This is a genomic window from Nocardia sp. NPDC006630 (assembly GCF_040611495.1).
GTDB lineage: Bacteria > Actinomycetota > Actinomycetes > Mycobacteriales > Mycobacteriaceae > Nocardia.
The window spans coordinates 250095-261955 of sequence record NZ_JBEXOK010000011.1 but is presented as its reverse complement, the minus strand read 5'-3'; the positions used below and the strand labels follow the sequence as shown (position 1 = coordinate 261955).

The following is an 11861-nucleotide window of genomic DNA, read 5'->3' as shown; positions in this document are numbered from 1 at the left end:
CCATCACCCGGCCCCCCAAACCCTCGCCACTTTTTTTTTTTCGCCCGGGGGGGCGCCCCCCGGGGGGGCCCCCCCCCGCCGAAGTGCGGAATACCGCTGGGATCAGTCGTTTTCGCGAGCCGAGGCGCGCAGCAGATGCGCCTCACCGCCGTAGAACTTGGCGCTGAGCCACCACGCCACCTCGACCAGTACCACACCGATCGCACCGCAGATGATGGCCGAGGTGGTGAGCGCGATATTGCTCGGATCGAGTTTGAAGAAGTGGCGCGTGAACGGCACCGCGAACAGAATCAGGTAGCCGGCAACGGAACCCGCGATCAGCAGCAGCTTCCACCAGTTCCACGGCCGCGCCACGATGGCCAGCACCCACACCGCGATGATCAGCAGTGTGATGAGCGCGGTGGTGCCCGCCTGCACCTTCGCGGTGTCGCCGGCATCCGGTCCCTTGTAGGCGATCAGGTACGCGATGAAGGTCATCACGCCGATCACCAGACCGGACGGAATCGCCAATCGCATGACGCGCCCGACGAATCCGGTGCGCGCGCGTTCATTGTTCGGCGCCAGCGACAGGATGAACGCCGGAATGCCGATGGTGAACCAGGCCGCGATCGTCACATGCCGTGGCAGGAACGGATATCCGATCGCCTTGTAGTGGAAGATCTGCGAGCCGATGCCCGCGATGCCGACCAGGAAGGCCAGCACCACCGAGTACACCGTCTTGGTCAGGAACAGATTGGAGACCCGCTCGATATTGCCGATCACCCGCCGGCCCTCGCCGACCACATACGGCAGTGTCGCGAACCTGTTGTCCAGCAGCACGATCTGCGCCACCGAGCGGGTGGCCGGGCTGCCCGAGCCCATGGCGACGCCGATATCGGCATCCTTCAGCGCGAGCACATCGTTCACGCCGTCACCGGTCATGGCGACGGTGTGCCCGCGCGACTGCAGTGCGGAGACCATGGCGCGCTTCTGATCCGGGCGCACGCGGCCGAAGACGGTCTTGTTCTCCAGTACATCGGCGAGCTCGTTCTGATCGGTCGGCAGCGTGCGCGCGTCGACGGCGTCATTGCCACCGGCCAGTCCGAGGGAGGCGGCCACCGCGCCGACGGAGACGGCATTGTCGCCGGAGATGACCTTGGTGGCCACATGCTGGGATTCGAAGTACTCGAGGGTTTCCTTGGCGTCGGGACGTACTCGCTGCTCCAGCACCACCAGCGCCGCGGGCGTCACCTCACCGGGCGCATCGGCGGCGTCCACCGGCCGGTCGCTGCTGGCCAGCAACAGCACCCGCAGGCCCTTCGATCCGATTTCCTGTGCGACAGCGGCGGTTTCGGAGTCCGGATCCAGCAGCACATCGGGTGCGCCGAGCAGCCAGTTGCCGTGCTCGCCGTAGGACGCGCCGCTCCACTTCTTGGCGGAGGAGAACGGTGCGAGTCCGGTCTGCTTCCAGCCCGGGGTGTCCGGCAGCGCCTCGGCGATGGCCGCGACGCTGGCATTCGGCCGTGGATCGCCGCCCGCCAGCGCCGCCAGCACCTGCTTCAATTCCTTTTCACGGTCGGCGGATTCGTCACCGAGGGCGCGAATCTCGCTCAGCCGCATACCGTTTTCGGTGAGCGTGCCGGTCTTGTCGGCGCACACCACATCCACCCGCGCCAGTCCCTCGATGGCGGGCAGCTCCTGCACCAGGCATTGCCGCCGTCCCAGCCGCACCACACCGACCGCGAAGGCGATGGAGGTCATCAGCACCAGGCCCTCGGGCACCATCGGCACCAGCGCCGCCACCATGCCGTTGACGGCAGGCCGCCAGGACTCCTTGCTGGAGACGAGCTGGTTGTAGATGGACAGCAGGCCCGCCGGAATCAGCAGGTAGGTGATGACCCGCAGAATGGTGTCGATGCCGGTGCGCAGTTCGGATTTGACCAGGGTGAACTTGCTGGCCTCATCGGCGAGTTTGGCGGCGTAGGCGTCCCTGCCGACCTTGGTGGCCCGGTACGCGCCGCTGCCGGAGACCACGAAGCTGCCCGACATGATCTGTGCGCCAACGGTTTTGTCGATGGGGTCGGCCTCGCCGGTGAGCAGCGACTCGTCCACCTCGAGCAGTTCGCACTCCACCGCCTCGCCGTCCACCACGATCTGATCGCCGGGGCCGAGCTCGATAATGTCGTCGAGCACGATCTCCTGCGGTGCGATCGCCTGCGTTCTGCCCTCCCGGCGCACCACCGGCTGCGCCTGTCCGACGATCGCGAGTTCGTCGAGGGTCTTCTTGGCGCGCAGCTCCTGGATGATGCCGATCCCGCTGTTGGCGATGATCAGCAGGCCGAACATGCCGTCGATGAGCGACCCGGTCGCGATCACCAGAATGAACAGCACACCGAGCAGGGCATTGATGCGCGTGAAGATATTGGCCTTGACGATGTCTCGCACCGAACGGCTGGCCCGCTCCGGGACGTCATTGGTGAGCCCGTCGCGGCGCCGCTGCTCTACCTCTGCCGAGGTGAGTCCGGTCGCGGGTTTCTCATCCTGCGCGGTGATCGACATGATTCACAGCCTAGATGTTTGCTATCCGGTAGCCCGGTTTTCCCAGGTGGGCACCGCGCGCGTCGGAGCGGGGGAGTTATACGGCGAATATCCGATAGTCGCCTGGTCGTTGCGCAAGCTAACGTTGAACGGTGTCAGACACACCCGCCGCCGCCGTGACTTCGCGAACCGGGCGGCGCCGCTCCGGCAGGGAAGTCGGTGTGGCCTTCGGTGCGGGCGCCTTCTTCGTCTGGGGCATGTTCCCCGCCTTCTTCGGACTGCTGACCTTCGCCACGCCCGCCGAGGTGCTGGCCGAGCGAATTCTCTGGACCCTGGTCGTCTCCCTGCTGCTTCTGGTGGTGACCGGCAGAATCCGCGAATTGCGCGGTATCGACGCCCGCACCTGGCGACTGGCCGCGGCGGCCTCGCTGGCGCTGTCCATCAACTGGGGCGTCTACGTCTACGGCGTCATGTCCGAGCAGGTGGTGCAGTGCGCCCTGGGCTACTTCATCAATCCGCTGGTGACAGTTGCCTTCGGCGTCCTCATCTTTCGTGAGCGACTGCGCCGAGTGCAGTGGCTCGCACTGGGTTTGGGCGCGACCGCCGTCATCGTCCTGACCATCGACTACGGCCGCCCACCCTGGATCGCCCTCATCCTGGCGTGCTCCTTCGCGACCTACGGCCTGATCAAAAAGGTCATCCGCCTCGATGCGCTCCCCGGTCTGGCCGCCGAAGGCATCTCCGCCGCCCCGTTCGCCCTGATCGCCGTCGTAGTCCTGGGCGTCACCGGCCACGCCACCTTCGGTTCCACCCCCGCCCACTCCGCCCTGCTCATGATCACCGGGCCCGTAACCCTCGTCCCGCTGCTTCTGTTCGCCCTGGCCGCGCCCCGAGTCCCGCTGTCCACCATGGGAATCCTCCAGTACCTCACCCCCGCCCTCCAGCTGACCTGGGGCGTGGCGGTAGGTCACGAACCCATGCCCGCCTCCCGCTGGGCCGGCTTCGCCCTGATCTGGCTGGCCCTGGCCATCTTCACCCTCGATGCCCTCCGCCGCTCCCGCCCGAAGCCGACCGGCTAGGCCGATCCCCGCTCTTCCCGGACGTTCGCCGCCAATCCACTGCCCCTCCGTCGGCCTCGCACTGCCCTACACGAGTTCAGCTGTGGCACAACAGAATCTGCCCCTCGTACCCTTGAATCCAGCCAAGGGAGCGACCGGTGAAACACTTTCTGTTCCTGATCCTGGCGATCCTCGTCATCGCCTCCACCTACGACTACGCCCATTCTTCGGGCCACTACCCCCTGGTAGTCGCGGTAGGCGTCCTGGCCACCCTTCAACTGGCCATGAAGTCGATCAAGTAGTACCGCGCCGAAACCCCCTCGCGCAGTGCGCCGAAACCCCGTCGCGCAGTTAGGTTGTAGCCGACAGGCTGCACGCGGTGAGCGGGTGTGCCGACAGCGCGGAGGATTCGACCATGTCTCAACCGGGTATCTACCCGCCTGCCTATCCGGGCGCGGCGCAGCCCCCACAGCGGGTGCGGCCCTCCGGCTGGTGGATCGCAGCCGGGATCCTCGTGATCGTGGTGGGAGTCGCCGGCGCCATCACCGTGGGCGCCACCGGCTTCACCCGTATGACGAGCAATGTCAACAACTTCCAGCGAGTCCCGGCGCAGGGATGGCCATCGTGCTGACCACTGTCATCCACCGCTCTCGTTCCCGGCGCCGTCCCATGAGCGGCGTCGTCCCCACCCCACCGCCCGGAACCTGGGTGCATCCGCCCAGATGAATCGGCAGCGCTACCCGGCCGCCGAGGACTCAGGTCTGACGCGATGCACTGTGCTCGCGGACAGCTGAACTGGCGATGTCATCGGTGCTGGCCGGCGGAGCGAACCGGTGCATCACGCGCGTAATCGCCCATGCCGCAATGCGATAGGCGAGGACGGCCGGCGCGATGACCAGGAGCATGATGCGCAGCGCCAGCGCCAGACCGGCGACAGCCAGGTAGCCCAGGCCCATCCCGTCGGGCGAACCGAACCCGTGTCGCTGTGACAATGCCGCCAAGACCAGGCGCAGCGAGAGGTAGAGCGCGGCCAGGAGTGCCGGGATGCGGATCAGTCGCCACGCGGTGCGGAGTTGGGCGGTGTCGGGGCGTCTCATCGTGCCACCTCCGGTCCGGAGGTGAGGAAGGCGAGCAGGAGGGCGTTGCCGATGACGCCGCCGGTGGCGAAGCGCAGGCGGGATCCGCTGCGCAGGGGCAACCCGACCAGGTCGGCAGTGCGGAACAGGCGGGTGAAGATATCGCGGTGGCCGAAGGCGCGGGCCGGGGCGAGCGCAAAGCTGGTGGCGGAGACCGATATTCCGAGAATTACGGGACCGCTGTCGATATCCCCGGCGCCGCTGTGGCCGCCACCGTACTCATGGATCGCACTGAAGCCGAGGACGCTGCGCTCCTGGTGGAACAACCCGGTCGCCAACTCCTCGGCGAGCGCCCGATCCGCGAATCCGGCGAAGTAGGCCGCCAGTCCCGTTCCCGAGGCGCGCGGCGCATCGTGCGCATGCGCGTCGATACCCATGCGCTGCACCACCAGTCCCGTCCCAGGATCGATCTGTACGGCGCGCACCTGCTGCGCCCAGTGCGCGAGCACCGCCGTGTGATCGACGCCGGTCGCGCGCCCGTGCACCGCTATCGCCGCGGCGACGGCTGCCACATCGGTCGGATAAGCCTCTCCGGGAAGGGTTTCCAGCAATCCGGTCGGCGAAGCGAGCAACTGCCGCTCGAAAGCGGCGACGATCGCATCCTGCTGGGTTGCGAGGCTGGGCGGGAAGGCCGGATCGACCAGCCGGGCCATCCCGAGTGCGAGAGCGGGATAGGAGAGATACGCGTGCGCATGCGGATTACTCAGATCGGCCGACCTGTCGTCGCCGTGCCAGGCTGCGGTGAATTCGGCGCGCATCTCGGGCAGCAGACTCTTGGCCGCCGCACGAGTCACGATGGGCGCGTACCGTTCCCGCCATTCGGGGTGCGCCAAACACACCTGCGCCAGCCCCAGCGCTGTCATCTGATGCGCGAGCAACCCCCACATGCCGTCGATTTCCCCACCCGCACCGGTGGCACGCCGATGATCATCATCAGCCTCGAACGCCACCAGTTCCTCGGCCAGCCCATGCACCCGCCCCGAATCCCCGCTGAACCACTCGCCGGCCTCCCGCCCGCACCACCACCTCGGCAACAACCCCACAACCAACCCCGCCACCACCACACCAACCAAGATCGCGACCACCCGACCGACCCGCAATGATCGACGCCCCGCGCCGGCCGAACTCCCCATGCCCCGAACGTACAGCGATACCCGCCAATGCGCCCCGAATGTCACGCCGTGCGGTCGAGGGGCGCCGGAAGATCAAGTGGCCGTTACCAACTGACCGGGCCGGACACGCTCGCGCAACCGCTTCCGTATGTTGAGGCGAGGTAGTCGAAGCGCTGGCTACGTCAGCTGACATCTGGATAGCCGCGACCATCAGGGCTGCCCCCGCTGTCGTGCAACTGGCTCACAAATGAGACAGGCTGGTCATGGATCCCGATCGCTGCCTAGGAGCCGCTGGTCGCGCTGCCTGACCTCCTGCGCGGTCACTCCGAAGCCCTCGGGTCCCACCGCGACGAATGCGGCCCGTCAGTGTGCCCGGTGCCGTGCCGGCCCGGATCGTTCTCAGCAGTGGCCGCGGTGACCGGGAAATCCAGGTCCGCTCGTCCCAGATAGGTGATTCCTTCGAACAGATTCAGATGGTCGCCGATCATGTCGAGCGCAGACAAGATCGCCCCCACCGCATCGATCCCCGGTGCGAGCAGATCGACCACAGGCTGTTCGGCCAAGCCGAGGATGCGCCAGCGACACCACGCATCGATGCCTCCCGCCTGGGCGACCGGCGCGTACAACTCGACAGTCACCCGAGACCCGTTCTGCTCCAGGCGGCGGGTAGCGACGAGCGGCGCGCCCGCAGTCGCGGCTCGCGCCTGCTCTACCGTCCAAGGTGCGTCCATGACTCAATTCAATATCGCAATCGAGCCGCGCGCCACGCCAAGGCTGCGCCGCCGGATTCCGCGCCGGCGACCGTGCCGGATTGGCGGGACGTTGCACTTCCGAACCCACGCCACTGCCGCGCAGCGCGGTTCGAATCGGCCACCGCGCAGTGGTCGGCGGCCCAGACCTGTTGTGGCTCAGTACGTCCGCTATTGGCTCCAATGCCGGATGCGAAACAGTACGAATCGTCGACGCGGCGTTGGCTCTTCCGTGGCTCGGGCAGCCCCCACGGAACCGGCTATCGAGCGCAGGTTGGTGACCACGCCGGTCAGCCCGCGGGCAGGCCGATCCTGTCGCGCTCGAGCGCGCCGCGTAGCTGCGAAAATGCCTGCGCGACAACCGATAGCGAAGAATCCGAAACGCTCTTGCTGAGAAGCTCGGTCAGCTGCGCGTTGAAGGTTCGTTCCGCTGCCTCGACCAGACTCAGGCCCTCATTCGTCAGCGCCAGCAATGACGACCTGCGATCGGCTGGATTCGCTTGCCGCTCGACCCATCCTTGCTTCTCCAACCGGTCGACACCTTTGCTCATCGCCCCGACGCCCGTGGCGAATTCGTTCGCGAGGTCGGCCACCCGGGCGCCCGGGTGATCACGCAGGAAGCGCAGGGATTCGAACTGTGAGGTGACAATCCCGTGCTGCTCGCGCAGGCGATCGTTGACCGCGTTGTACAGCCGTGTCTCGCAACGGACGAGGTCGGCGAACAAACTCGGCAGGTTGACGGCGGGTCCAGCCGATGTATATTCCATGGCATATACTGTACAGGAAGATACTTCCCAGGAAGGTTGGAACATGAGCAGGGAACAACGCGCGAAAATCGACGCACTGCTACGTCAGCCACGGCCCGCCGGGGAGCCCTCGGTCGAGCAGATCCGCGCGGGATTCCGCGCGCTGATGGACCAGATGAACGTGCCCACCGAGATACGAACCCGGGCAACGACACTCGGCACCCGGCCCGCTGTCCTGGTCGAACCGGCCACGCCCCCGCGACCCGGGACGATCCTGTACTTTCACGGCGGTGGCTGGGTCTACGGCTCGCCGCAGACAGCGATGTCACTGACCGCGAACCTGGTAACCCGCACCGGATTTCGTGCCTTCTCGCTGGACTACCGGCTGGCCCCCGAACATCCCTTCCCAGCGGCGATCGAAGACACCCTGAGCGCGTACCGCGCCCTACTCGACAGCGGCGAGGATCCCGCGGCCATCGCGTTCGCCGGCGATTCTGCAGGCGGCGGCCTGACCATCACCACCTGCCTCGCAGCGCGCGACGCGGGATTGCCGCTGCCCGCCGCCATCGTCGCGTTCTCCGCGGGCTTGGACGCGACTCGTACCGGCGAGAGCATCGACACCAAGGTCGGCATCGACCCGTTGTTCACCCGTGAGAGCCTCGAACGCACCGCCGCCCTGTACCTCGCCGGGCAGGACCCCCACCAGCCGCTGCTCAGCCCGGCGGTCCTCGCCGATCTCAGCGGCTTTCCACCGATACTGCTGCAAGTGGGCGCCAACGAAATGATGCTCGACGACTCGACGCGCCTGGCCGCCCGCGCCCGCGCCGCCGGTGTGGATGTCATCCTCGACATCACCGCCGACGTGCCCCACGTGTTCCAATCCTTCAACGGCGTACTCGATGAAGCCGACCAAGCCCTGGACCGCGCCGCCCTCTTCCTCGGTCAGCACCTCCACAGCCCGGACGCCGACGACGCACCATAATGCCGCGACCCGCGCGTTAGGCGGCCGTCCAAACTGGTTGGCCGACAGCAGATTCCCAACGCGCTCTCATAGCCGATTACACGATGCGCCGACCGAGGCATAGTTCGTCTAACGAGCGCGATATGTAGTGGTCGTGTTCGAGATGGTCGTGATGGTTCGTTCAGCGCTGCCGGGTCGGGCGCACGACGATCTCGTTCACGTCGACCGCGTCGGGTTGTTCGATGGCAAAGGAGACGGCCGCGGCGATGGCGTCCGGTGCGATGGCGTGTGCCCGGTAGGTGCGCATCGCCTGTGCTGCACCGGGTTCGGTGATGGAGTCCGCCAATTCGGAGGTGACGACTCCGGGGGAGATGGTTGTGACCCGGATCGAGGGGTCGCACTCCTGACGCAGACCTTCGGTGATCGCCCAGGCGGCATATTTGGTGCCGCTGTACACCGCGCTGGTCGGCACCACCTCGTGAGCACCCACGCTCGCGATCGTGACGAAGTGACCCGATCCCTGCGCGGTGAAATACGGTAGGGCCGAAGCGATTCCGTGCAGGAGTCCACGAACGTTCACATCGATCATCGAGTTCCACTCGTCGAGAAGCAGCGAGTCCAGCCGCGACAGCGGCATCACCCCGGCATTGTTCACCAGGACATCGACACGTCCGGTCCGGCGGTGCGCGGCCTCGACGAACGCGGTGACGCTGACCGGATCGGTGACATCGAGCTGGACCGGGTGCAGGTTGTCGCCGGTGCGTTCGGCCAATGCGTGCAGCCGGTCGGTGCGCCGCGCACCCGCGACGACATGATGCCCCGCGCCGGCCAGCCGAGCGGCAATCGCTGCGCCGATTCCGCTGCTTGCACCGGTGACCAGCACCGTCTTCTGTTTCGTAGTCATGGTGACCACGATGTCCGAGAAGACTCCGCGGCGGCAGGACGCCGTTCTCATAGGAGTAATACACCCAGGACGACCCGGTTCGACGCGACCTACGATGACCGCTATGGCATCCACCGAACTCGGCGAATACCTACGTGCCCGCCGCGCGCGACTACATCCCGCGCAGGTGAACCTCCCCGACACAGGACCGCGCCGGGTTCCGGGGCTGCGGCGCGAGGAGGTGGCATTGCTGGTCGGGGTCAGTGTCGACTACTACATCCGGCTCGAGCAGGGCCGTGAGCGTGGACCCTCGGCACAGGTCGTGGATGCCCTGTCCATCGCGTTGCGGCTCGACGCCGACGGTCGCCAACACCTGTTCCGGCTGGCCGGGCTCGCCCCGCGCGCCCACACCGCCGCCGCGCCCGGCCGCGTCGATCCGAGCCTGCGCCAACTCATGGACGCCTGGCCCGACAACCCAGCCGTCGTCTACAACCGCGCCTACGACGTCCTCGCCTCCAACACGATCGCCGACGCGCTGTTCCACGACTGGACCCACTCGCGCAATCTCATGCATATCGTCTTCACCGACCCCACCGCACGGCTGTTTTACGCCGACTGGCTCGACATCGCCCGAAACTCGGTGGCCGGGTTCAGGTTCGGCCACGGCGAAGCCCCCGACGACCCGCGGATCCAACAGGTCCTCGGCGAACTACTCGGCCAGAGTCCCGAATTCGCGCAACTGTGGACCACCCACGACGCCCGGGGAAAAGCCTTGGCGAGCAAGCGCTTCCACCACCACGACGTCGGCCCCCTCACCCTCACGATGCAAACCTTCGACGTCCGATCCAGCCCCGGCCAAGCCCTCGTGGTCTACCACGCCGAACCCGGCACCCCCAGCAGCCGGGCCCTCGCCCTGCTCGGCTCGCTCGCCGTCACCGCCCGCGAGACACCTGACCGAACACGGTCGGCTTCACCATGCTCGACGCCGGAGAACGCGCCGAAATGACCCAGGCCAGTTCTCGGGATGTCTGATTCCGGGGGAGTCAGCGATTGCCGTGACGGCCCGGTGCCGCACTGCCCTGGTAGTCGCCGAGATCGGAGACGAGTCGACTGATCTCGGGGTGGGTGTCATAGCGGCGCTTGTGCAGGGCGGCGATTTTCGCGGCCATGTCAGGGTCGGGGTCGTCGGTGATGTCGAAGGAGGCGAACTTGTCGACGAGGGGCAAGCCGATTCGGTCGGTGTGGAGGTGGGAGGGGTGGATCAGGTACTCCCAGTAGCCGTCCAGATCGTCGATGACGTAGACCGCGCCGAAATCGTATTCGCCGCCGTAGTCGGGGCCGACGGTGAAGTGGCGGACCGAAGGGATTCGACGGCCCTGGTTGCGGAGGCTTTCGAGGGCTAGTTCGAGCTGTTCGGCGGGAGTACCGGGCTTAACAGTGAAGCGACTGCCGTGGTAGATCATCGGATTCGACCCTTCGGAGCTTGGTTCTGTACGGTCACGCGAAGTGCGTGAGTGATCAATCAGTCACACATGTGAGTGACTGTACACTCACTCTGATCGGCCGACAAGCTGATCACCAAGCGCACCGATCCGCCTCCGAATGTGGAAACTGGTGTCTACCGCTCGGCCGCACAGCCCGGCGCGCTCCATTGCCGACGCGCCGGGGCTGGGAGGTTGGAGTGCTCAGCCCTGACTGTCGAGAGTCAGCACGACCAGGGGCAGGGGTCGGTCGACCTTGGACTGGAAGTCCGCCAGCAGCGGGTAGTTGGCCAGTGCCCAGGCCGCGAACTCGTCGTAGTCCGCACCCTCGAGCACTTGGCCGGTTCCCTGGTGGGTCTCACCCCGGATCTCGATAGTGACCTGCGGATCAGCCTTGATGTTGTACCACCAAGCCGGGTACTTGTTCTCGATGAACGAGCTCACGAACATGGTGTCACCCCGGTGCAGCGGTCCCAGCGGAGTTGTGTGCCGCTTGCCGCTCCTGGCTCCTGTGGTGGTGAGCAGGACGAGGTCCCTGCCCGCATAGGCGCCACCTACCTTGCCCGCGTTCTCCCGGAACTCCTTGATCAAATCATCGTTCCAGTTCACGATGCCGGCCTCCTGGTCCCACGCCTGGTTCCAGGGTGCGTTCGGATCGTTGTAGTCGGTGATGTCGGCCGGATCCGTCTGTCCCGCGGTCGATTCGGTTTCGCTCATGATTCGAGTGTGTCGTGGAGATAGGACAGTTACGGTCCTAATTCAACGAGAATTCGTGACGCGATTCGCAGGCGCTCCGGGGATTCAGTTGGGAGGCTGACCGCGTGGTCACGCATCAGGGCGACGGCCTGAATGGCAGCACCGGATGTAAGCAGAGCGTCGAACCGAGCTCGGGCCTCCGGCGACATCCGATTCCACAGTTCGCGAGCCGCGCGGTCTGAAACCCGCCGGCGCTGCACCGCGGAAGATCCATGGGCTGCGCACATCTGGCGCCGACCGAACGCACTGATCTGCCGATTACCGCGCACCGATCCGAGATGAACTTTCCCTGCAATCCATGGCCCTCTTAGACGGATTTCCGCAGATCCACCCGTTACTTGCACGAACAGTTCACTTCCGCAGACGAATTCAGAGCCGTTCGGGGCCAGACAGCACCCCGTCCGCGACCAACACTCATCCCGCAGCAGCATCCGAACATGCCGCATATCGCGCTGACCGAAC

13 protein-coding genes are annotated in these 11861 nt (G+C 66.2%); 5 read left to right on the top strand and 8 right to left on the bottom strand.

Features of this window, described 5'->3' with window-relative positions; translation table 11 throughout:
* Positions 1–102: 102 nt before the first annotated feature.
* A complete protein-coding gene (locus tag ABZX86_RS31750) occupies positions 103–2538 on the bottom strand; it encodes a cation-translocating P-type ATPase (RefSeq protein WP_355128735.1) in 2436 nt (811 codons plus the stop codon).
* Between the two features lie 155 nt (positions 2539–2693).
* Between ABZX86_RS31750 and rarD the strand changes: the two genes are divergently transcribed.
* The 3 genes from rarD to ABZX86_RS31735 all read left to right on the top strand — a co-directional run bounded on the left by rarD (position 2694) and on the right by ABZX86_RS31735 (position 4206).
* Entirely contained in the window at positions 2694–3596 is a 903-nt protein-coding gene (rarD, locus tag ABZX86_RS31745) for an EamA family transporter RarD (protein WP_355128963.1), read from the top strand.
* A 137-nt stretch (positions 3597–3733) separates the two neighbouring features.
* Complete coding sequence (locus tag ABZX86_RS31740) at positions 3734–3877, top strand: hypothetical protein (protein WP_355128733.1); 144 nt, start codon at positions 3734–3736, stop codon at positions 3875–3877.
* Between the two features lie 113 nt (positions 3878–3990).
* On the top strand, positions 3991–4206 hold the full coding sequence (locus ABZX86_RS31735) for a hypothetical protein (RefSeq protein ID WP_355128731.1): 216 nt from the start codon (positions 3991–3993) through the stop codon (positions 4204–4206).
* Positions 4207–4330: 124 nt separating this feature from the next.
* On the opposite strand, the gene ABZX86_RS31730 is transcribed toward ABZX86_RS31735, so the two are convergent.
* The 4 genes from ABZX86_RS31730 to ABZX86_RS31715 form a co-directional block, all read right to left on the bottom strand.
* The gene (locus ABZX86_RS31730; RefSeq protein WP_355128729.1) at positions 4331–4672 is read right to left on the bottom strand and encodes a hypothetical protein; all 342 of its coding nucleotides are present in this window, start codon (positions 4670–4672) and stop codon (positions 4331–4333) included.
* Positions 4669–5844, bottom strand: a complete 1176-nt coding sequence (locus tag ABZX86_RS31725; RefSeq protein WP_355128727.1) for a hypothetical protein — start codon at positions 5842–5844, stop codon at positions 4669–4671. The genes ABZX86_RS31730 and ABZX86_RS31725 overlap by 4 nt, the downstream gene beginning before the upstream one ends.
* 299 nt (positions 5845–6143) lie before the next feature.
* Complete coding sequence (locus ABZX86_RS31720) at positions 6144–6554, bottom strand: hypothetical protein (RefSeq protein WP_355128725.1); 411 nt, start codon at positions 6552–6554, stop codon at positions 6144–6146.
* Between the two features lie 308 nt (positions 6555–6862).
* Positions 6863–7339, bottom strand: a complete 477-nt coding sequence (locus ABZX86_RS31715; RefSeq protein ID WP_355128723.1) for a MarR family transcriptional regulator — start codon at positions 7337–7339, stop codon at positions 6863–6865.
* A 43-nt stretch (positions 7340–7382) separates the two neighbouring features.
* Here ABZX86_RS31715 and ABZX86_RS31710 point away from each other — a divergent pair, with 43 nt between their 5' ends.
* Positions 7383–8300, top strand: coding sequence for an alpha/beta hydrolase (locus ABZX86_RS31710; RefSeq protein WP_355128721.1), 918 nt, complete (start codon positions 7383–7385; stop codon positions 8298–8300).
* Positions 8301–8460: 160 nt separating this feature from the next.
* Here the strand turns inward: ABZX86_RS31710 and ABZX86_RS31705 are convergent, their stop codons facing one another.
* On the bottom strand, positions 8461–9183 hold the full coding sequence (locus ABZX86_RS31705; protein WP_355128719.1) for an SDR family oxidoreductase: 723 nt from the start codon (positions 9181–9183) through the stop codon (positions 8461–8463).
* Positions 9184–9286: 103 nt separating this feature from the next.
* On the opposite strand from ABZX86_RS31705, the gene ABZX86_RS31700 reads away from it, so the two are divergent.
* A complete protein-coding gene (locus ABZX86_RS31700) occupies positions 9287–10168 on the top strand; it encodes a helix-turn-helix transcriptional regulator (RefSeq protein ID WP_355128717.1) in 882 nt (293 codons plus the stop codon).
* Positions 10169–10205: 37 nt separating this feature from the next.
* Here ABZX86_RS31700 and ABZX86_RS31695 read toward each other — a convergent pair whose 3' ends face one another.
* A complete protein-coding gene (locus ABZX86_RS31695) occupies positions 10206–10625 on the bottom strand; it encodes a Dabb family protein (RefSeq protein WP_355128715.1) in 420 nt (139 codons plus the stop codon).
* 222 nt (positions 10626–10847) lie between these two features.
* Entirely contained in the window at positions 10848–11360 is a 513-nt protein-coding gene (locus ABZX86_RS31690) for a nitroreductase/quinone reductase family protein (RefSeq protein ID WP_355128713.1), read from the bottom strand.
* Positions 11361–11861: the final 501 nt, after the last annotated feature.

What these genes read in the sequence shown, in the direction of transcription:
- ABZX86_RS31735 (WP_355128731.1), top strand. Translation starts at nt 3,991, where the DNA reads ATGTCTCAACCGGGTATCTACCCGCCTGCCTATCCGGGCGCGGCGCAG.
- ABZX86_RS31705 (WP_355128719.1), bottom strand. Translation starts at nt 9,183, where the DNA reads ATGACTACGAAACAGAAGACGGTGCTGGTCACCGGTGCAAGCAGCGGA.
- ABZX86_RS31695 (WP_355128715.1), bottom strand. Translation starts at nt 10,625, where the DNA reads ATGATCTACCACGGCAGTCGCTTCACTGTTAAGCCCGGTACTCCCGCC.
- ABZX86_RS31725 (WP_355128727.1), bottom strand. Translation starts at nt 5,844, where the DNA reads ATGGGGAGTTCGGCCGGCGCGGGGCGTCGATCATTGCGGGTCGGTCGG.
- ABZX86_RS31730 (WP_355128729.1), bottom strand. Translation starts at nt 4,672, where the DNA reads ATGAGACGCCCCGACACCGCCCAACTCCGCACCGCGTGGCGACTGATC.
- ABZX86_RS31750 (WP_355128735.1), bottom strand. Translation starts at nt 2,538, where the DNA reads ATGTCGATCACCGCGCAGGATGAGAAACCCGCGACCGGACTCACCTCG.
- ABZX86_RS31715 (WP_355128723.1), bottom strand. Translation starts at nt 7,339, where the DNA reads ATGGAATATACATCGGCTGGACCCGCCGTCAACCTGCCGAGTTTGTTC.
- ABZX86_RS31710 (WP_355128721.1), top strand. Translation starts at nt 7,383, where the DNA reads ATGAGCAGGGAACAACGCGCGAAAATCGACGCACTGCTACGTCAGCCA.
- ABZX86_RS31690 (WP_355128713.1), bottom strand. Translation starts at nt 11,360, where the DNA reads ATGAGCGAAACCGAATCGACCGCGGGACAGACGGATCCGGCCGACATC.
- ABZX86_RS31700 (WP_355128717.1), top strand. Translation starts at nt 9,287, where the DNA reads ATGGCATCCACCGAACTCGGCGAATACCTACGTGCCCGCCGCGCGCGA.
- ABZX86_RS31720 (WP_355128725.1), bottom strand. Translation starts at nt 6,554, where the DNA reads ATGGACGCACCTTGGACGGTAGAGCAGGCGCGAGCCGCGACTGCGGGC.